The 19619-nt window shown below is 68.9% G+C and carries 17 protein-coding genes and 1 riboswitch; of the genes, 11 read left to right on the plus strand and 6 right to left on the minus strand.

Annotated elements, in window-relative coordinates; genetic code table 11:
• Positions 1-27: 27 nt before the first annotated feature.
• The 9 genes from B5X90_RS05360 to B5X90_RS05400 all read left to right on the plus strand — a co-directional run bounded on the left by B5X90_RS05360 (position 28) and on the right by B5X90_RS05400 (position 10944).
• A complete protein-coding gene (locus tag B5X90_RS05360; protein WP_079550672.1) occupies positions 28-675 on the plus strand; it encodes an ECF transporter S component in 648 nt (215 codons plus the stop codon).
• Positions 676-703: 28 nt separating this feature from the next.
• The gene (locus tag B5X90_RS05365; RefSeq protein WP_079550675.1) at positions 704-2350 is read left to right on the plus strand and encodes an ABC transporter ATP-binding protein; all 1647 of its coding nucleotides are present in this window, start codon (positions 704-706) and stop codon (positions 2348-2350) included.
• A complete protein-coding gene (locus B5X90_RS05370) occupies positions 2347-3150 on the plus strand; it encodes an energy-coupling factor transporter transmembrane component T family protein (RefSeq protein ID WP_079550678.1) in 804 nt (267 codons plus the stop codon). Before B5X90_RS05365 ends, B5X90_RS05370 begins: the two co-directional genes overlap by 4 nt.
• A gap of 160 nt (positions 3151-3310) precedes the next feature.
• Positions 3311-4834, plus strand: a complete 1524-nt coding sequence (locus B5X90_RS05375; RefSeq protein WP_079551158.1) for a UDP-N-acetylglucosamine 1-carboxyvinyltransferase — start codon at positions 3311-3313, stop codon at positions 4832-4834.
• A gap of 110 nt (positions 4835-4944) precedes the next feature.
• Positions 4945-6129, plus strand: a complete 1185-nt coding sequence (locus B5X90_RS05380; RefSeq protein WP_079550680.1) for a glutamate--cysteine ligase 2 — start codon at positions 4945-4947, stop codon at positions 6127-6129.
• 598 nt (positions 6130-6727) lie between these two features.
• Positions 6728-7633, plus strand: a complete 906-nt coding sequence (locus B5X90_RS05385; protein ID WP_079550682.1) for a PIG-L deacetylase family protein — start codon at positions 6728-6730, stop codon at positions 7631-7633.
• Positions 7633-8574, plus strand: a complete 942-nt coding sequence (locus B5X90_RS05390; protein WP_079550684.1) for an ATP-grasp domain-containing protein — start codon at positions 7633-7635, stop codon at positions 8572-8574. Before B5X90_RS05385 ends, B5X90_RS05390 begins: the two co-directional genes overlap by 1 nt.
• Complete coding sequence (locus B5X90_RS05395; RefSeq protein WP_079550687.1) at positions 8561-9856, plus strand: glycosyltransferase; 1296 nt, start codon at positions 8561-8563, stop codon at positions 9854-9856. The genes B5X90_RS05390 and B5X90_RS05395 overlap by 14 nt, the downstream gene beginning before the upstream one ends.
• Positions 9853-10944, plus strand: coding sequence for a hypothetical protein (locus tag B5X90_RS05400; protein ID WP_079550690.1), 1092 nt, complete (start codon positions 9853-9855; stop codon positions 10942-10944). Before B5X90_RS05395 ends, B5X90_RS05400 begins: the two co-directional genes overlap by 4 nt.
• Positions 10945-11009: 65 nt before the next feature.
• On the opposite strand, the gene B5X90_RS05405 is transcribed toward B5X90_RS05400, so the two are convergent.
• The 3 genes from B5X90_RS05405 to B5X90_RS05415 are packed head-to-tail and all read right to left on the minus strand — an operon-like array spanning position 11010 to position 12945.
• Entirely contained in the window at positions 11010-12218 is a 1209-nt protein-coding gene (locus B5X90_RS05405; protein WP_079550692.1) for an O-succinylhomoserine sulfhydrylase, read from the minus strand.
• Positions 12215-12637 carry a rhodanese-like domain-containing protein gene (locus B5X90_RS05410; protein WP_079550695.1) on the minus strand — a complete coding sequence of 141 codons (423 nt, stop codon included), beginning with the start codon at positions 12635-12637 and terminating at the stop codon, positions 12215-12217. Before B5X90_RS05410 ends, B5X90_RS05405 begins: the two co-directional genes overlap by 4 nt.
• A complete protein-coding gene (locus tag B5X90_RS05415) occupies positions 12634-12945 on the minus strand; it encodes a DUF1737 domain-containing protein (RefSeq protein ID WP_256860066.1) in 312 nt (103 codons plus the stop codon). The genes B5X90_RS05410 and B5X90_RS05415 overlap by 4 nt, the downstream gene beginning before the upstream one ends.
• 12 nt (positions 12946-12957) lie before the next feature.
• Positions 12958-13072, minus strand: a riboswitch (SAM riboswitch).
• A gap of 318 nt (positions 13073-13390) precedes the next feature.
• Here B5X90_RS05415 and B5X90_RS05420 point away from each other — a divergent pair.
• Positions 13391-14356, plus strand: a complete 966-nt coding sequence (locus B5X90_RS05420) for an ATP-grasp domain-containing protein (RefSeq protein WP_079550698.1) — start codon at positions 13391-13393, stop codon at positions 14354-14356.
• A gap of 10 nt (positions 14357-14366) precedes the next feature.
• Here the strand turns inward: B5X90_RS05420 and B5X90_RS05425 are convergent, their stop codons facing one another.
• Entirely contained in the window at positions 14367-15335 is a 969-nt protein-coding gene (locus tag B5X90_RS05425) for an aminodeoxychorismate lyase (protein WP_079550702.1), read from the minus strand.
• Positions 15336-15428: 93 nt separating this feature from the next.
• Here B5X90_RS05425 and cls point away from each other — a divergent pair, with 93 nt between their 5' ends.
• A complete protein-coding gene (gene cls, locus B5X90_RS05430; RefSeq protein ID WP_079550706.1) occupies positions 15429-16904 on the plus strand; it encodes a cardiolipin synthase in 1476 nt (491 codons plus the stop codon).
• Positions 16905-16926: 22 nt separating this feature from the next.
• On the opposite strand, the gene pabB is transcribed toward cls, so the two are convergent.
• Complete coding sequence (gene pabB / locus B5X90_RS05435) at positions 16927-18993, minus strand: aminodeoxychorismate synthase component I (RefSeq protein ID WP_079550708.1); 2067 nt, start codon at positions 18991-18993, stop codon at positions 16927-16929.
• Entirely contained in the window at positions 18990-19562 is a 573-nt protein-coding gene (locus B5X90_RS05440) for a low molecular weight protein-tyrosine-phosphatase (protein WP_079550711.1), read from the minus strand. The genes pabB and B5X90_RS05440 overlap by 4 nt, the downstream gene beginning before the upstream one ends.
• Positions 19563-19619: the final 57 nt, after the last annotated feature.

A 19619-nucleotide genomic window follows, 5' to 3' on the forward strand; every position in this document is an offset into this window, starting at 1 on the left:
TCCCCTCCTGTTCCTCAGGAGGACGACATGACAGATATTTCAGCACAGCATGGTTCGGCCAGCCGTTCAGCCGCCCGGCGCAATTACAGCTGGCGCGTGGTGGACATTGTGGTGGCCGCGTTGATCGCCGTTGCCGGCGGCGTCATCTTCTGGGCCTGGTCCCAGGGCGCGAACCTGATCTCGACTCCGGTCAACGCGGTCTACCCGCCGTTGAGCGGACTCTACGCCGGGGGCTGGATGATCCCGGCGGTGCTGGGCATGCTCATCATCCGCAAGCCGGGCGCCGCGCTCTTCTGCGAAACCGTCGCTGCCACCGGCGAGCTGATCATGGGTTCGCAGTACGGCACCACGGTGCTGATCTCCGGCATCCTGCAGGGCCTCGGCGCCGAACTTGTCTTCGCGGCGTTCCTCTACAAGAAGTTCAACCTGCCCGTGTCCTTGCTGGCCGGCGTTGGCGCGGGCCTCTTCTGCGGCCTGAACGATTCCTTCCTGCCGTGGGGCTGGAACATCGCCTACGAAGCCGGCGACAAGCTCGCCTACATCGTCTTCACCACGATCTCCGGCGCAGTGATTGCCGGCGGACTGGCCTGGCTCGCCACCCGCGGCCTGGCGAAGACCGGAGTGCTGGGCTCCTTTGCCTCGCGCAAGGCCGCCACGGAGCCCGTCTTCTCCTGAGCCCCGTCGCTGAATCCTGCAGAGAACGATGAGATCTTCACCGGGCGTCCGTCCGGCCGCCGTCACGGCCCGCGGCTGGGGCTGGCGGCACGCCGGACGGACCCGGCCCGCGGTCAGCGGCCTTGACCTGGACATCCGGCCGGGGGAGCGCGTGCTCCTGCTGGGGCCCTCCGGCGCCGGCAAGTCGACGCTGCTCCACGCCCTGGCCGGCGTGCTGGGCGACGGCGGGGCCGGCGACCCCGGCGACCCCGGCGACGCCGGCAACGCCGAAGATGCAGACGAGACCGGCAGCCTGCTGATCGACGGTGCCGCGCCCCGGGCGCAGCGCGGCCGCGCCGGGCTGGTGCAGCAGGACCCGGAAACGCAGGTGGTGCTCTCCCGCCTCGGCGACGACGTCGCCTTCGGGGCGGAGAACCTCGCAGTCCCGGCGGCGGAGATCTGGCCGCGCGTGCGCGAGGCCCTCGACGACGTCGGGCTGGGACAGCTGCCGCTGGACCACCCGACGGCGGCCCTCTCCGGCGGACAAAAGCAACGGCTGGCGCTCGCCGGGATCCTCGCCATGCGGCCAGGGCTGCTGCTGCTCGACGAGCCGACCGCCAACCTCGACCCCGCGGGCGTCCTGGAGGTCCGCGACGCCGTGGAACGCTGCCTGGACAAGACGGGCGCCACGCTGGTGGTCGTGGAGCACCGGGTGGGAGTTTGGAAAGACCTGGTGGACAGGATCGTGGTGCTGCAGCCAGGGTCCGCCACGGACTCGGCGGTCTTGATCGACGGACCGCCGGACCGGGTCCTGGCCGAGGCGCGGGACATGCTCATCGGTGCGGGCGTCTGGGTGCCGGGCTACGTCCCCGCGACGCGGATGCGGACACCGGCGCGGGGCGAGGGACAGATTTTGCTCACGGCCGACGCGCTCGCCGTGTCCCGCGAGCGGCCGCGGCGGGCCGGGATGCGCGACGGCTTCCGCACCATCGCGCCGCGTCCGGTCCAGTCCGGGGTCTCGGTCCGGGTCCGCGCCGGCGAGGCGCTGACCATCACCGGACAGAACGGCACGGGGAAGTCCACCCTGGCGCTGACACTGGCCGGTCTCCTGCGGCCCGTCGCGGGAACGGTCTCGGCCACGGAGGCGCTGAGCAGTCCCGCCACTGGTCGCTCCGCTGATCGGTTAGGCAGGGGCGCCGGACCCGATCCCTACCGGTGGAAGGCCCAGCAGCTGATCGCCAGGATCGGAACCGTCTTCCAGGAACCCGAGCACCAGTTCGTCACCGGCAAGGTCCTCGACGAGCTCATGTTCGGCCCGCGCCACCTCGGCTACGGCGAAGACCGCGTGGACGAACTGCTGGAGCGGCTGCGGCTGACGGAGCTTGTGGACGCCAACCCCTACACGCTCTCCGGCGGCGAGAAGCGGCGCCTTTCGGTAGCCACTGTGCTGGCGGCGCACCCCCAGGTGCTGGTTCTGGACGAGCCCACCTTCGGCCAGGATGCCAATACCTGGGCCGAACTCGCCTCGTTCCTCTCCGAACTCCTCGACGCCGGCACCGCCGTCGTGTCCGTGACGCACGACGCCGAATTCAGCGCCGTCCTCGGTGGCACCGAACTCCAACTCCGGCCACGGGAAACCGCCGCCGCGGACGCTCCCGGCCCGGATCTTCAGCTGCCGGAAGGTGCCTCGCCATGAGGGACGCCCTGAGCCTGCGCGGCAACCATGCGCTGCTGACCCGAGCCAACCCGCTCGCCAAGTTCACGGCGGTCACCCTGGTCACCCTGGTCCTGGCGCTGTCCATCGACTGGGTGTCGGCGTCGGTGGCGCTCGCCTGCGAAGTGCTCCTCCTGCCGCTGGCGGGCCTGACTGCGGCCGTGCTGTGGCAGCGCGGCTGGCCGCTGATCCTCGCGGCGGCGCTGGGCGGCTGGAGCACGGCCATCCTGGCGCCCGATTCCGGACCGGTCCTGCTCGATGCCGGAATCTGGTCCATCAGCGCCGGTTCGCTCCAGCTGGGGATCGGCTTCATGCTCCGCGGGCTCGCGATCGCATTGCCTGCGGTGCTGCTGATGAGCTGCACCGACCCCACGGACCTGGCCGACGCCCTGGCCCAGAACGCAAAACTGCCGCACCGCTTCGTCCTGGGCACCCTGGCCGCCATGCGGCTCGTCGGAATCATGGCCGAGCAATGGCGGACCATCGGCATGGCCCGGCGGGCCCGCGGCGTGGGCTCGAGCGGCAACCCCTATCAGCGGGTCAAGGCCACGCTGGGCCAGAGTTTCGGCCTGCTGGTGCAGGCGATCCGAAGCGCCTCGCGGCTCGCGGTGACCATGGAGGCCCGCGGGTTCGGCGGTGCCGCCCGGACCTGGGCCCGGCCCTCCACGTTCAGCGGACTCGACGCCTGGGTGCTGCTGGGCGGGCTCGGCATCGCGGCTGCCGCCGTCGCCGCGGCCCTCGGCGCGGGCACCTGGAACCTCGTGTTCCTCACCCGCCAGTAAACCGGCGCCGCCGGCCGGGCAGCCCGGGAACTCCCACGGGGCGGCCCTGGAAGTCCGGCGGCCTGCCGCTTATCGCATGGCGTGGGTATTCGTGTGAGATTGGCGCCATTCCGGCCGGAATTGCCGTGGTTTATAAATCATGCGTGATATTTTCGGGAGCATGACTCAACCGACTGCTGAACACGTAGGCATCCTGCTCCGCGAGGCGCGCGGCGCCAAGGGCTGGACCCAAGGGCAACTCGCCGCCGAGCTGGGCACCAGCCAGAGCGCCATCGCCCGGATGGAACAGGGCAAGCAGAACCTGAGCCTGAAGATGATCCAGCGCCTGGAGGCGATCGTCGGGCACAGCATCGTCAAGGTGGGCCGGCCCCAGATGACGCACCTGCGCGTCGAGGGCGGCCGCACCCTCGCCGGCGCGGTGGACGTCAACAGCAGCAAGAATGCCGGCGTCGCGCTGTTGTGCGCCAGCCTCATCAACCGCGGCACCACCACGCTGCGCCGGCTTGCCCGGATCGAGGAAGTCAACCGGATCGTGGAGGTGCTGACCAGCATCGGCGTCGAGTGCACCTGGCTCAACGCGAACGACCTCCAGATCCGCCGCCCCGCCGTCCTGGACCTGGCGTCCATGGATGTGGAGGCGGCCCGCCGGACCCGCAGCGTCATCATGCTCCTGGGCCCGCTGCTGGACGAGGCCGACACCTACCGGCTGCCCTACGCCGGCGGCTGCGACCTCGGCACCCGCACCGTGCAGCCGCACATGCAGGCACTGCGCCAGTTCGGCCTCAGCGTGGAGGCGAAGTCCGGGTTCTACGCGGTGCAGGCGCCGCCGTCGGACGGTCACGACCGCTCCTTCGTGCTCAGCGAACGCGGTGACACCGTCACCGAGAACGCCATCATGGCCGCAGCCCACCGCCGTGGCACCACCATCATCCGCAACGCCAGCCCGAACTACATGGTGCAGGACCTGTGCTTCTACCTGCAGATGCTCGGCGTGGACATCGCCGGGGTTGGCACCACCACGCTGAAGATCACCGGCCGCCCGTCGATCGACGCCGACGTCGAATACTTCCCGTCCGAGGACCCCATCGAGGCGATGAGCCTCATCACCGCCGGCATCGTGACGAACTCGGAAGTCACCATCCGCCGCGTCCCGATCGAGTTCATGGAGATCGAACTCGCCACGCTCGAGCAGATGGGCCAGCGGCTCGAGGTTTCCGGGGAGTACTTTGCCCGCAACGGCCGCACCCGCCTCGTGGACGTCACCACCAAGCCGTCGGAGCTGCGGGCGCCGGAGGACAAGATCCACCCCATGCCCTTCCCCGGGCTGAACATCGACAACCTGCCCTTCTTCGCGGTGATCGCCGCCAACGCCCACGGCCAGACCATGATCCATGACTGGGTCTACGAAAACCGGGCCATCTACCTGACCGAGCTCAACAAGCTCGGCGCCCAGGTCCAACTGCTCGATCCGCACCGCATTTACGTCAACGGGCCCAGCAAGTGGCGTGCGGCCGAGGTGGGCTGCCCGCCTGCCCTCCGCCCCGCGGCCTGCCTGCTGCTGGCCATGCTGGCGGCCCGTGGCGTCTCGGAGCTGCGGAACATCTATGTCATCGAACGCGGCTATGAGGACCTCGCCGAGCGGCTGAACACCATCGGCGCGAAGATCGAGTATTTCCAAGACTGAATCCAAGCAACACGGGGTCACTCCGCGCCCATCCGAAGAGATGACACGGGCGCGAAGTGACCCCGCGTTGGCGTGGGGCGTTTCGGCGGATCCTGACGCACAATAGATTCATGCGCACCTTCGGCGTGGAGGAAGAACTGCTGATAGTGGACCCCGAATCGGGGATGCTGCTTGCCCTGGCTGACCTCATGCTGCCGAGCCTGGTGCCGCCGCAACAGGAAGCCGCCCGGGTTCTCCCGGCACAGAAACCGGTCCACGAAGGCGCCGACTTCAGCTACGAGCTCAAGCTCGAACAGATCGAGACCCAGACGCATCCGTGCCTGGAATACACGGAACTGCTCCGGCAGCTCAGGCGTGGCCGGTCCCTCGCGGACCAGGCCGCCCGGGCGCACGGCGGGCGCGTCGCGGCCCTGGCCACGTCGCCCCAAGGTTCCGCCACCCACCTGACGCCGAATCCGCGCTATATGACCATGCAGCAGCGCTTCGGGCTCACGGTCCGGAACCAGCTGACCTGCGGCCTCCACGTCCACACCTTCGTGGAGTCCCCGGAGGAGGGCGTGGCGGTGATGGACCGGATCCGCGACAAGCTGGCCGTGCTGATAGCACTCAGCGCGAATTCCCCCTACTGGAACGGGGCCGAGACCGGTTTCGAAAGCTACCGCACGCAGGCCTGGAACCGCTGGCCGGGCTCGGGTCCCACAATGATCTTCGGCAGCCTCCCCGTCTACCGCCGCGTGGTCACCCGGCTGGTCGAAAGCGGCGTCCTGATGGATGAGGGGATGGTGTATTTCGACGCGCGGCTGTGCCGGCAGCATCCCACCGTGGAGATCCGTGTCGCGGATGTCTGCCTGCGGGCCGAGGATGCTGCCCTGATTGCCGTGCTGGTGCGCGCCCTCGTGGAGTCGGCCGCGCGGGAATGGAACGACGGCGTCGATCCCGCCCCGGTGCCCACACTGCTGCTGCGGATGGCCGCCTGGCAGGCCAGCAATTGCGGACTGCGCGGGGAACTCCTGGACTTCGGAACCTTCACCCCGGCCCCGGCCGCGGACGTGGTCAGGGCGCTCGTGGACTTCGTGGCCCCGGTGCTTGAGGAACAAGGCGAGCTGGAGCTGGCCCGCGAGGGCGTCGAGCGGATTCTGGCCGAGGGCACCGGTTCCCAGCTGCAGCGCGGCCCGTTCCGGGCCGGCGGCCTGCCCGCCGTCGTCGAGCGGGCCATCGAACTGACCACCCAGGGGCCCGCCAGCGAGGGGCCGGCAGACAGTCGTTCGGCCCTGGGCCGGTTGCGCCCTGCCTGATCGGAAGCCCGCAACAGTTGCGGGTGCGCGATGCCAAAGAAAAAAGGCCGAAGAGGCGCCGCATTTGTTGCCGAATGCTGATAGGGAATCACGGTTGTTTAATGATTGCAGCCCAGCCCTTTTCAGTTAACCGTTCCGGGCACGGCAGCACGCCCCCCGCTCGCATCGCGAAAGCCTGGCCCGGGTAGTCAAAACAAGAAATATGAGTACTACCTGTGACCGCCATTAATTGAGTTCACTGAGGTTCGGGTATTGCCTACTCGGGCGCCCTGACAGGCCACTCACCTTTACTGGAGGAGCACGTTCAAGGTTTTCCGAAGGTCTCCAGAAGGTCTCACAATGTCACGTAACACGCCGGGGGGCGGTTGTGCTGTGCCACATATGCGCTGGTCAACGTCCTGCACTGCTCGCACAGCCCGCAGCGGCTGCACCTTTCGCCGATGCGGGCACCCTGTCAGGGCTGCCGCGGGCAGATTCAGAAAATGGCCCCTCTCACTTCCCAAAGCCAGGTTCGCTTTTGCGGCCGGCCCTGAAGATCAGACCGCTTAATCCGGCCCGGCACTGGGGTGCCGAACTTCAACATAGGAATTGAATTCACATGGTCTCGATTTATGTCTTGCTCATCGTTTTCCTGATTACTTTTGTGGCCGCCGCCGCCCTTGGCCGGTCCTGGTTCCACCGCCGCCTGCGCCGTCCCGAACTGCTCCGCAGAATTTGTCTTCTTGCCGGCTCAACGCTGCTGGTGGCAAATCTGGCCAGCGTTTTCCTCGATGCTCCCGAGTTGTGGCGGACCGCCGACCTCACGCTCACCCTTGGCGGGCTCGCGTCCCTGGGCGTTGCTTTGACGGCCTCGCGCACCGGGGGAGCCCCGGCCCGCCAGCCGCGCAGAGTTCTGGCCATCGGCGCCCACCCCGACGATCTTGAACTTGCTTGCGGCGGTACCCTGGCGAAGTTCGTAGACTCCGGACATGAGGTGCAGGGGCTCGTCATGAGCGATGGCACCCGTGGAGGGGATCCCCTGGCACGCTCCCTTGACGCGCGGCGCGGCGCGGCGTTCATGGGCCTCACCGGAATGACCCACTACAACTTCACAGACACGGACCTGGTCCGGCACAGCCAGGAAATGGTGGGTGTCATTGAAGCCGCCATCGCCCGCTACAACCCCGACATCATCCTCACGCATTCCAACCACGACCAGCACCAGGACCATCAGGCCGTCCACATGGCGACGCTGCGGGCCGCCCGCCAGCACCACTCAATCCTCTGCTACGAAAGCCCGTCGGCAACGCGGGACTTCAGCCCGAGCGTCTTCATTGACATCGACGACTACCTTGACGCCAAGGTCCAGGCCGTGAGGATGCACAGCGACCAGCTCGCCAAGCCGTACATGACACCCGAGCGGGTCCGCGGCATCGCCTCGTTCCGCGGCGGGCAGGCGAGGCGCCGGGTCGCCGAAGCCTACGAACCCGTCCGTCTCCTGAGCACGGAAATGGAAAAGCTGTGATGCCCCGCGTGCTGGTCAGCGGCGCCGGCGGCCCCGCGGGCCGCGCCGTAGCGGCCCAGCTGAAGTCCCGTGGCGTTCCCGTCCTGGGCACGGACATCCGCGAACTGCCCGCCGGGGCGGGCCTCACCGTCGTCCCGGTGCCGCCGGCCTCGGACCCGGACATGGTCTCGGCCCTGCGCCGGCTCGTCGTCCAGGAGGGCATCAACCTCGTCATCCCCACGGTGAGTGAGGAACTCCCGCAGCTTGCGGGGTACCGTGCCGCCTTCGGGACCGACGTCCGGGTCATCATCGGCGATCCCGGGCCGGTGGCTCTCGCCAACGACAAGCTCTTCACGGCCTGGCAGCTGCAGACCGCCGGGGTTGCCGTGCCGAGATTCGGCGTACCCAGGGACTTCGCGAATGCCGGCGCCGCCATGGCCGCGCTCGGCGGCCCCATAGTTCTCAAACCGCGGGTCTCCCGCGGCGGCCGCGGCGTGATGGTCATCGACGGCAGCGAGGAGGTGGACTGGCACCGCCTGCCGGAAGGCCTGATTGTCCAGGAGTTCATCCCGGGCACCGAATACGGCCCGATGGTTTTCGGCACCCCGGCGCACAACGGGGCCGCCCCGTTCGTCGTCGTCGTGGAGAAGACCGAACTGGCGCAGGGCAACGTGGGCAACGCCGTGAGCACGCGCCGCGCCGAAGCCGGCGAGGCCATGGACGTCGGAAATCTGGCGATGGCGGCAGTCCGCTCACTGGGCCTCACGGGCCCGGTCGACGTCGACGTCCGCCGGCGTGCCGACGGGACCCCGGTGGTCCTTGAAATGAACGCACGGTTCGGCGCGAACAGCGCGCAGGCCCCGGAACTGCTCGACGCCGTGCTGGCGTCGTTTGCCCTTCCCTCCTTCAACCCGGCCTCCTTCCGGCACAGCACAGGAGCGTACGCCCATGTCCTGGTTTAGTTCCGCCTCCGCATCAGCCGTCCCCGGCGCCGAGTACCTCCTGCTCCTCATCGGCCTGCCGATTCTGGTGTTCGGGCTCGTGAAGCTGCTCGTGCTGCCGCTGTCCATCTGGTTTGAACTCCGTGCGCGGCGCCGCCGCCGCCGCGCAACGCCCACCCTGCTGGATGAGCGGCCCAGCGTCTCGATCATTGTCCCGGCCTTCAACGAGGCGACCGTCATCGAAAACTGCGTCCGCTCCATTCAGCTCACCCTGTACGACCGGTACGAGGTGGTGCTCGTGGATGACGGCTCCACTGACAACACGGCCGGGCTGATGCGCGCGCTCGCCGCGACGGATCCCCGGATCACGGTCCTGACCCAGGCCAATGCCGGCAAGGGGGCGGCCCTGAACCTGGGCATCCGCCATGCCACGGGCGAGGTCCTCATGTTTGTCGACGCTGACGGGATTTTCTCCCAGAACACCGTCAAGCGGATGCTCCAGGGTTTCACTGACCAGCGCACCGGGGCCGTGTGCGGCGACGACAGGCCGGTAAACCTGGACCGGGTCCAGACCCGGATGCTGGCCTTCATCAGCCATGTCGGCACCGGGATGGTCAGGCGCGCCCTGACCATGATCGGCTGCCTCCCGATCGTCTCCGGCAACATTGGGGCGTTCCCCCGCCGGATCCTGGAGGAGATCGGGCCGTTCCGCGAAGACACGGTAGGCGAGGACCTGGAACTCACCTGGCGGGTGCACAAGGCAGGCTACCGGGTGGTCTTCGCCCCGCGGGCGCTGGTCTATGCCGAGTCGCCGTCAACGGTCAGGGCGCTCTGGCGCCAGCGCGTCCGCTGGGCCCGCGGGCTGCTGCAGACCATGGGTGTGCACAAGCGCATGATCGGCAACCTCCGGCACGGACAGTTCGGCGCGTACCTGCTGTTCAACACCATCACCATGGTGGTGCTTCCGGTGCTCCAGATTCTGGTCCTCGTGGATCTGGTCTTCCTCACGGCGCTGGGCCGCAGCCCGTTCGGCGCGGACGTCTGGGCAATCCTTGGCTGGGTGGGGCTGTTCATCACATTGCTGCTCACGGTGTTTGCCCTGGCCATGAACAGGGCGTGGAAGGATCTGCGCCATCTCTGGGCGCTCCCGCTCATCCCGCTCTATTCCGTGTTTACGAGCCTGACCATGGTGGCCGCGCTGGTGCAGGAAGTCCGCGGCAAGGAGGCGCACTGGAACAAGCTGACGCGGACCGGGGTGGTCAGTGTCACCGCCCCGGCGGTGCGCCCGGAGGCCAGCGTTTGAGGCGCAGACCGGCTGCCTTCCCTGCCCTTGCGCTCCTGTCGGTGCTGGCGCTTGCTGCCACCGGATGCGGCGGGCCGCAGGGACCCACGGCGCCCGCCGCGGAGCGCACAGTCGGCGTCGGCTACGAAACTGTGGTCGACGCCGCCTCGACGCTGCCGGAACTGGCCAGACGGCTCGATGAGGTCAACGCCAACAGCGTCACCATCAGCGTGGGGCGGCTGGACTGGACGGCGTTCCCCTGGGGCGCCCACCCCGAGGTAGAGGCCGTCCCGGGCCGTGACCACGTGGCCGAGGCGGTCAAGGCTCTGGGGACCGGCGGTGATGGCAGGAAACGCAGGATCACACTGACCATCGACCTGCTGATCCCCGGCTGGATCCGCACCAACCCGGGCCTGGCCGGCATCAACTTCGACGGCACCCGCTCCACGGACTTCGCCAGCGTCAGCGCACTCACCACGGGACCCGTCGGGGAGCGGCTCGTCGACTTCGTGGCCGAGGTGACCAGCCGCTACCAGCCGGACGCCGTGGCCTTGACGGAACTGATGTTCGACAACAACACCTACGGCGGCGACGACCGTGACTCGTACATGCTGGCCAGCGGCCGGACGGACTGGCCGCGGCTCGCGAACGGGGACATCGACGTCGAACACCCGAGCCTAGGGGCCTGGCGGTCGAAGGCGGTGGCAGCCACCGTGGCCAAGGCGGCGGCGGCAGCGCACGCCAACGGTGCCACGCTCGACATGGACGTCCGGGCGCCGTGGCACGATCCCGCCGGCGACCGGCCCGAGAGCGGCCATGACTACGGGCTGCTCGCCGCGGCCGCGGACCGGCTGGTCTTGTGGGACTACTTCGGGCTCAACGACGCCGCGCCGTCCTACTCCGCCGAACTGGCCGCGGCCATGGCGAAGCGGTCGGGGAAGTTCGCCATCTCGGTCGGGATGTGGGCCAAGGACGGGCGCATCTCCGCCGCGGACCTGGCGGCCGGGCTGGAGGCGTCCGTCTCCGGCGGGGCGGCCGCCGTCGCCGTCACACCGTCCAGCATGCTCGACGACGACGCCTGGCGGGCGCTCAAAGCGGCCTGGACCTGAGCGGTCATGGCCCCGGGCCTGCTTGAGCGCCTGACCTGCTTGAGCGCCTGGACCTACTTGAGCGCTTAGACCTGCTTGAGCGCCTGGCCGAGGTCGCGGATGAGGTCCTCGACGTCCTCCAGGCCCACCGAAAGCCTGACCACGCCGTCGCTGAGCCCGATCGCCGCGCGGCCTTCCGGGCCCATCGCGCGGTGCGTGGTGGTGGCCGGGTGCGTGATGAGCGTCTTGGCATCGCCCAGGTTGTTGGAGATGTCGATGATCCGCAGCGCGTCCAGGAGGGCGAACGCGGCCTGCTTCGCCGTGCGACCGGGGGAGGGCTGCAGCTCCAGGGTGAGCACGGTCCCGCCGGCCTTCATCTGCTGCACTGCGAGTGGGTATTGGGGGTGGGACGGCAGCAGCGGGTACTTTACCCAGCTGACCGCAGGCTGCCCCTCGAGCCATTCGGCCAGCCGCAGCGCGGAGGCCGAGGAATGGTTGACGCGCAGCGCCATGGTCTCCAGGCCCTTGGTGAGCACCCAGGCGTTGAACGCCGAAAGCGCCGGACCGGTGTGCCGCATGAGCTGCTTGACGGGCCCGTCGATGAATTCCCTGGTGCCCAGGATGGCCCCGCCCAGGACGCGGCCCTGGCCGTCGATGTGTTTGGTGCCGGAGTAGACCACCACGTCCGCGCCGAGGTCGCCGCAGCGCTGGAGCAGCGGGGTGGCGAAGACGTTGTCTACCACCACCGTGGCGCCGGCTTCGTGCGCCAGTTTGCTCACGGCGGCGATGTCCACGATTTCCTGCATGGGGTTCGACGGCGACTCGAAGAACACCGCCGTGGTCGGCTCGGACAGCGCCGATTGCCACTGTTCCAGGTCCGGGCCGTCCACGAAGACTGTCTCGACACCCCAGCGCGGCAGGATCTCGTTGAGGATCACGAAGCACGAGCCGAACAGCGAGCGGGCCGCGACCACCCGGTCGCCGGCCGCCAACAGCGCGCCCAGGGCGGTGAACACGGCGGACATGCCGGACGCGGTCGCGAAACACGCCTCCGTTCCCTCGAGCAGCCGGAGCCGCTCCTGGAAGGTGGCGACGGAGGGGTTGCCGTAGCGGGAGTAGACGAAGCGCTCGTCCTCCCCGGTGAACGCGCGCTCGGCGGCCGCCGCGGACTCGTAGACGAATCCTGAGTTGAGGAAGATCGGCTCGGTGGTTTCCTGGAAGCCGGTGCGGTCAAGGCCGCCACGGACGGCCTGGGTGTCGGCCGCCCAGCCGGCGGCGTCGGGATTGAAAGTCACTTGATCTTTCCGGGGTTGGTGGGCAGGCCGCGGTTCTTCCAGCCATTGACGGTGCGTTCGCCAAAGCGGTCGGTCTCGCCTTCGAAGCCCTCAAGGACGTTGTACGAGGTGTAGCCGGCGGCCGTCGCGGCCGTCGCGGCGGAGATCGACCGGGCGCCGGAACGGCAAAGGAACACCAGTTCGACGCCGGTGTCCGCCGGCGCCTGCTGCCTTAGCTGTTCCACGAAGTGCGGGTTCGGCGTGCCGCCGGCAAGGTTCCACTGGATAAAGAGCGGATCGTTGCCGCCTTCGCCCGCGGCCGCAGTGTCCGGGATGCCGATGTGGGCCCATTCGCCCTCGGTCCGGACATCCACCAGGATGGCTCCCGCCTCAAGCTTGGCCCACGCCTCCTGCGGGCTGAGGTCTCCGGCGTAGCTCATGCGTGGCCCGCGAAGGCCCCGTCGGCGCCAAACTCGTCGGCGTCGAGCTCATCAACCGCATTGGCGACGGCGGCGTCCGCACTGGCAATCGCGGCCGGCAGGACCAGCGCCTGCGCCACGATCACGGTGCTTCCGTTGAAGCTGGCGGCGGGGCTTCCATGCAGCACGTAGCCTTCGGCCAGGGCGGCTGACACCCGCTCGCAGAAGGCGCGGTCATCCGCGCCGGTGAACAGGCGGTAGGCCAGCCTCTCCTCGCCGCCGGGTGCGGTGCCGGGTGCGGCTGTTGTGGGTATTGACGTGTCGGGCACGACGGATCTCCTCTTTCACGCTTGCAGCTCGAATGGTCGATATGCCGAGTATTCACCTGAGGCACCCCGCCGCGAAAGGGAGGGTTGCCGACCGGCCAGTCAGGGCTTGGCACCGGTTCTCATTACTCCCCAAAAACGTAACACCTGCGACGCCGGCCCGCACCGCCGCCGTCGTCATGTTCCGTAACCGGGCCGCGGCCCGGGCGAGTAGTGGCGGGCTCCAGTTTCGGGTACAGCCCACTCGTGTCTGCCGGGACGTTTCGCCGTCTACTGGGGGGATTAGGTCCGACGGGTCGGGCGCAACGGCAGGTGATTCGAGCACTGTGTGAATCGAGCAGCCCGTGAATCGACTCGTCTGTCCATCAACAGGCTGTCTGAGAATCGGTGGCTGGAACGGTCGGAGCCGCAGCCGCGGTCCGGCCGGTCACGGCGGAATGGAGCAATCGTGGGCCCGCGCATACTCGTTACCGGGATTACAAGCGCCGCCGGACGGGCCGTCGCGGCCCAGCTCGAAGCCCGGGGCCTCCCGTACCTCGGCTCCGACGCCCGCGCCGACACCCGCGCCGACACCCGCCAGGGCGGGGAGGCTCCCGCCGCCGCGGTCAGGCTCCTGCCGGCGACGAACCCGGACATGATCCTGGACCTGCGCCGGGTGGTGGACCGCGAAGCCATCAACGTCATCATTCCGACCCTCACCGTGGAACTCCCGGTCCTCGCCGCGGCCCGCGCCGGATTCGCCCAGGACGTGCGGATCATCGTGGCCGACCCCGCCGCGGTGGCCCTCGCCAACGACCACCTGTTCACCACCTGGGCGCTGCAGGCAGCCGGCATCCCGGTGCCCCGGTTCGCGGTTCCGGGCGACCTCGCCGCCGCGCCGGCATCCCTCGCCGGCCTCAGCGGCCCCGTGGTGGTCAAGCCGCGGGTCTTCAAAGGCTCCCACGGTATCCACCTGCTGGCCGGAACCGACTCCGTTAGCTGGAAGAACATGCCGGCGGGGCAACTGGTCCAGGAATTTATCCCGGGCGCCGACTACGTGTGCCTGGTGTTCGGCACCCCGGCACGCAACGCGATGGCGCCGGTGGCGGTGGTCCTGGAGAAGACCAGGACTCCGTATGGGCGCGCCGGCAGCGACGAGGTCAGCCGCAGGGTGCCGGCGAACCAGGCCGGGGATGTGCGCAAGCTGGGCCTGGCCGCCGTCCGCACGCTCGGGCTGACCGGGCCGGTCCAGGTCCAGATCCGCCGCCGCACCGACGGAACGCCCGTGGTGCTGGGTGTCTGCGCGACCCTGGGGGAGAACAGCACCTGGGCCCCGGAAATGCTCGACGCCGTGCTGGCAACGTTCATGCTCCCGGCGTTCAACCCGGCCTCGTTCCGCCGGTGCCCGGCAGTGCCCGCGGACGCCCTGGGGTGAGCCCGCGTTACTATTCGATGGTCGCGAAGAGGGCGTTGAGTTCGGCCGTCAGCTGGCGCCGCAGTTCCGGGGTGCCGATTTCCTGCCCGTCGATGTGGTTCACCGGGGCCAAAAGCCGGATGCTGGAGATCAGCCAGACCGCGTCGGCGTCCAGCAGGTCTTTCGGCTCCAGCGGGCCGTAGCCCAGCTCCCAGCCGGCGGCCTTGGCGGCGGTGAAAAGGGCGCCTTGTGACGTGCCGGGCAGGATGCCGCTGTCCAGCTGGGGCGTGATGAGCCGCCGGATGGTGCGGACGCCGCCGGCGCCGTCGTCCGAGGTTTCCAGGTGCGCCAGCAGAACGGTCGACGTCGGACCCTCCAGCACCCGGCCGTCGGCGGACGTGAAGATGACGTCGTCGGCGCCCTGCCGGTGGGCGTAGCGCAGCGCTGCCATGTTCACGGCGTAGGAAAGGGTCTTGGCGCCGAGCAGGAGCCACGGGGCGCGCTCGCCGACTTCACTGTCGTAGCCGCGGTCGAGCAGGATCACGTCGATCCCGGTCTCGCGCTGCCGCCGGCCCGCGGCCGCAGGGGCGGAGGCCTGGACCCAGCACGTGGGGGCAGCCGCGCCCTCCGGCCCACGGGTGACAATCAGCTTCACCACCACCTCATCCTGCTCCGCGCCGCCCGTTGCGGCCGCGGCGGGTTCCTGCCCCCGGAACTCGCGGATGGCGGTTTCCACCGCCCGCCGCCATGCGTCCTCGGCGGGGATGTCCAGCTCCAGCAGCCGGGCCGAGCCCGCCAGCCGGGTCAGGTGCGCCTGGATCTTGCGGGGCCTGCCGCCGACGGCCAGCAGGGATTCGAAAACACCGTCGCCGCGGGTGGCGCCAAGGTCCGTGGCCATCAGCTGCGGCTGCGACGCGTCGGCAACCCGGCCGCCGTGGAACGCCGGGTCGAGGAAGACCAGAACGGTCGCGGGCGCGGGAACAGGGGCAGGAGTGGTCATGGCTAAAGCTTAGTCTCGGTGGTCCCGGGATAGGATTTGGTCACTGCCCGTTCGGAACTGTTCCGCGTGGCTTGTACGTTGAGGGGTTCGCCTGTGTTTTGGCCATTTCCGCTGGCGGAGACTTTACCGTCCTGGGCGATTCTGATTTTGACCGTGATCGACTTCGCCATCCGAGTGCTGGCACTGGGCATCATCCCCGGAAACCGGCGGCCCACCACCGCGATGGCGTGGCTGCTGGGCATCTTCATCGTGCCCACCATCGGCCTGCTCCTGTTCCTGCTGTTCGGCAACTTCCGGCTCTCCCGCAAGCGCCGCGCGCAGCAGGACGCGGTCAATACCCGGGTGCGCGCCGGGACCTCGGAACTGGCGATGCTGGAAAGCCGCTATGCCGGACCCGAATGGGTGGCTTCCGCCGCGGAACTGAACAAGACGCTGGGCTCGTTGCCGATGGTGGACGGTAACCAGGTGGAGCTGCTGCCCGGCTACCCCGACTCGATCAAGGCGATGGCCGCGGCGGTCCGCGGCGCAAAGTCCTTCGTCAACGCCGAGTTCTACATCATGAGCTCGGACCACGTCACGGACGATCTGCTGACCGCGCTGGAAGAGGCCGCCGAACGCGGGGTCGAGGTCCGTGTCCTGTTCGATCACCTTGGCACGCTTCGCATCAAGGGCTACCGCAAGCTGATCGCCCGGCTCAAGGCCAGCAAGATCCGCTGGCGGCCCATGCTGCCGCTCAACCCGCTGCAGGGGCAGTGGCGCCGGCCGGACCTGCGCAACCACCGCAAGATCATGGTGATCGACGGCGAGATCGCCTTCACCGGATCGCAGAACCTGATCGAGCCCTCCTACAACAACCCCAAGCACCGCAAGATCGGCCGCGAATGGGTCGAACTGATGGCCTGCCTGCGTGGACCGATCGTCACCACGCTCAACGTCGTTTTCGCCACCGACTGGCTCAGCGAGACCGACGAATCCATTGAGGAACAGCTCGCGCACCGGCCCGAACTGCACGCCGGCAACATCACCGCCCAGGTGGTGCCGAGTGGCCCCGGCTTCATCACTGAAAACAATCTGCGGCTCTTCAACACGCTGATTTACTCGGCCCAGCGCAAGATCTCGATCTGCAGCCCGTACTTCGTCCCGGATGACTCGCTGCTGTATGCGGTGACCACGGCGGCGCAGCGCGGCGTTGACGTCGAACTCTTCGTCTCGGAAAAGGGCGACCAGTTCCTGGTCCACCACGCCCAGCAGTCCTACTATGAGGCTCTGCTGGAAGCCGGGGTGCGGATCTACCTCTACAAGGCCCCCTTCGTGCTGCACGCCAAGCACTTCACGATCGACGACGACGTTGCCGTGCTGGGTTCCAGCAACATGGACATGCGCTCCTTCTCGCTGAACCTGGAGGTTTCGGTGATGCTCCTGGGGGAGGACATCGTGCGGCGGATCAGCGCCGTGGAGGACACCTACCGGGGCATTTCGCGCGAACTTACGCTCGAGGACTGGATGAAACGTCCGATGGGCGTCAAATACGTGGACAACGTCGCGCGGCTGACGGCGACCCTGCAGTAGCCGGGACGGCGGGACAGCCGACTCAGCCCGTGGGAAACTCGGCGCCGAGCGCCGAGAGGACGCCGAACGCTTTGGTCCGGATTTCCTCGTACTCCTCCTGCGGGGTCGAGTCGGCGGTGACGGCGCCGCCGACGCCGAGGCTCAGTTCCGCGGCACCCTCGCCAAGGGCGCTGACCACGAGGGTCCGGATTGCCACGGCGAGGTCGGCGGCCCCGTTCAGGGAGAAGTAGCCGATCGCCCCGGAGTACACGCCGCGCGGCGCGGCCTCCAGCCGGTCCAGGATGGCCATGGTGCTGACCTTCGGGGCGCCGGTCATCGAACCGGCGGGGAAACAGGCCGCGACCGCCTCGGCCCGCGGCATCCCGGGCCGCAGCCGGGCATCGATGGTGCTCACCATTTGGTGCACGGTGGCGTAGCTCTCGATCGCGCACAGCCGGCTGACGGCCACCGAACCCGGGACGGCGAAATGGCTCAAGTCGTTGCGCAACAGATCCACGATCATGATGTTTTCCGCCCGGTCCTTGGCCGAAGTTTCCAGTTCCTGGCGCAGGGCGGCATCCGTCCCCGGGTCTATGTCACGGCGGCGCGTGCCCTTGATCGGCTCGGCCCGCATCCTGCCGTCCGCGGCGATCTGCAGGAACCGCTCCGGCGACGTGCTGGCCACGGCGAGCCCGCCGAACCGCAGGAAGCTGGCGAACGGGGCCGGGTTCCGGCGCCGCAGGGCCAGGTAGGCCGGCCACGGATCCACGCCCAGAAGCCCCGCGGGCGAGGCCGCCGTGAGCACCGTGGTCAGGCAGACCTCGTAGGTGTTTCCTTCCGCGATCTCACGCTGGGCCTCGGTGACCTTCGCCTTGTAGCCGGCTTCCGCGTCCCGGGCGGCGAAGTGCGGGGCGGAGGGTTGCGGGGCGCTGAGACGCTGGGCCGGGGAAGCGTGCTCGGCCACTTGCGCCGACGCGGCCGCGGTGACGGCCGTGCGTGCCGTCTCAAGCCAGTCCCCGGCGTCGGGTGCGTCCAGGGTCAGCAGCCAGGCTGCGCCTTCGGCATGGTCAAGGACCACGGCGCGGCCGGCGAAGATCAGGCAGGCGTCCGGGGTGGCGGCGGTGACGTCGTTCCCGCCGGTTTCGCGCTTGAGCTCGTAGCCGAGGTAGCCGAGCCAGCCCAGGGTGAACTCGCACGGGTAGGCCTCGGGTGCGCGGAGCGCGCGGCGGCCCCACACGCCGTCGAGCCAGCGGAAGAACGGGCCATCGGTGGTCACGGTGGCCTGGCCCGTGCTGACGCGGGTCCGTCCGGAACTGTGCCGGACGGCCTGGCCGAAGCGGCCGCCGTCGTCGGCCAAAATGCTGAAGCGGCTCCGCTCCGCGGCCTCCGGGGCCAATCCTGCCGGGTCCAGGGAGGAGTCGAGCCACACGGCGTTGGGTGAACCGCCAAAGAGCGCCGCGAACAGCTGCCCGGCCTCGGGCCGGGCCTCGACCCGTTCTGCCAGCAACTGCAGCCCGCGCCGGGCGGCGAGTTCGGGCAGCAGGGCGGGGGCGACGGCGGGAAGGTACTGAAGGGCCTGCAGGACGTCGTCCGGGGCGGTGCCGTCCGCCAGGTTGAGCACGTGCACATCCGCGCGGGCCGGGACGTCATCGGCCGCCAGCCACTCCGCTTCCTGCGCAGCCCACTGGTCCCAAAACGGTTCGTAGGTCTCGCCGTCCCGGGCCAGCGCCCGGGCCCGGCGGTCCGCGTCGGAGGAGTCCGCCCAGATCACGGCGTCCAGCAGGGGCGCTGCGGCCGCCGCGGCGGCACCGACGCCCTCCACCAGGACGATTTCGGCCGGGCGTGTGGTGCGGGCCTCGCCGTCGTAGTGCCGTTCCCAGTCCCAGCTGACCCATTCCGCGTTCTCCCCGCGCCGCAAGGGCGAAAGCACGGTGGTGACGTAGCGTTCGATCCCCGCCGCCAGCCCGTTCCAGCCGGGATAGATGTCCTCGAGGTGGAAGAGCGAGACCTTGTGGTGCTCCCTGAGCCGCGCCGCCAGTTCGATGGCCAGGGTGGTCTTGCCGGAGCCGGAGCGCCCGTCGATTGCGATGATGACGGGTGCGGGGCTCATGAAATAGAGCGTACCGGCTGCTGTGCGTTGGGTTGATCGCTGCCGTGATGTTGCCCGTCCTGCCGCTCAAGCACGGCGCGTACGTGCTGCACGATCCCCGGAAGGGAGGCCCGGATAAGGTCCCAGGTGGTGTCGAAGTCGGTGTGGCCGCCGTACCACGGGTCCTCGATGCCCTGCTCCAGCGGGTCCTTGTCCGCCACGGCGGGGTCGAAGCTGCGGAGCATGCGGATCTTGGCCAGGGCGTCCCGGTCCGGTGCTGCCTGCCGGAGCCAGCCGTAGTGGTCGACGTCGAGGGCCAGGATCAGATCCCGGCTCGCGAACCATTCGGGCCGCCATTCGCGTGCCACGTGGCGGTCCGAAGCGATGTTCTGCGCCGTGAGTTTGCGCGCTGCCCGCGGATCGATGGGCCGGCCGGCCTCATACGCGGTGGTGCCTGCGGAATCGACCACGGCCCCCGTGAGGCGCTCGGCCCGGAATGCCTCCGCCAGCATAAGTTCCGCCATCGGGGACCGGCAGATGTTCCCGGTGCAGACCGCGATGATCCGGTACTGGCTCGACATTGAGGTCATAGCTAAGCATGAACGATCCCGGGCCGCTTGGCTAGCTGGCCCCCGCGAAGTATTACA

The organism is Arthrobacter sp. 49Tsu3.1M3 (assembly GCF_900168135.1).
Classification (GTDB): domain Bacteria; phylum Actinomycetota; class Actinomycetes; order Actinomycetales; family Micrococcaceae; genus Arthrobacter.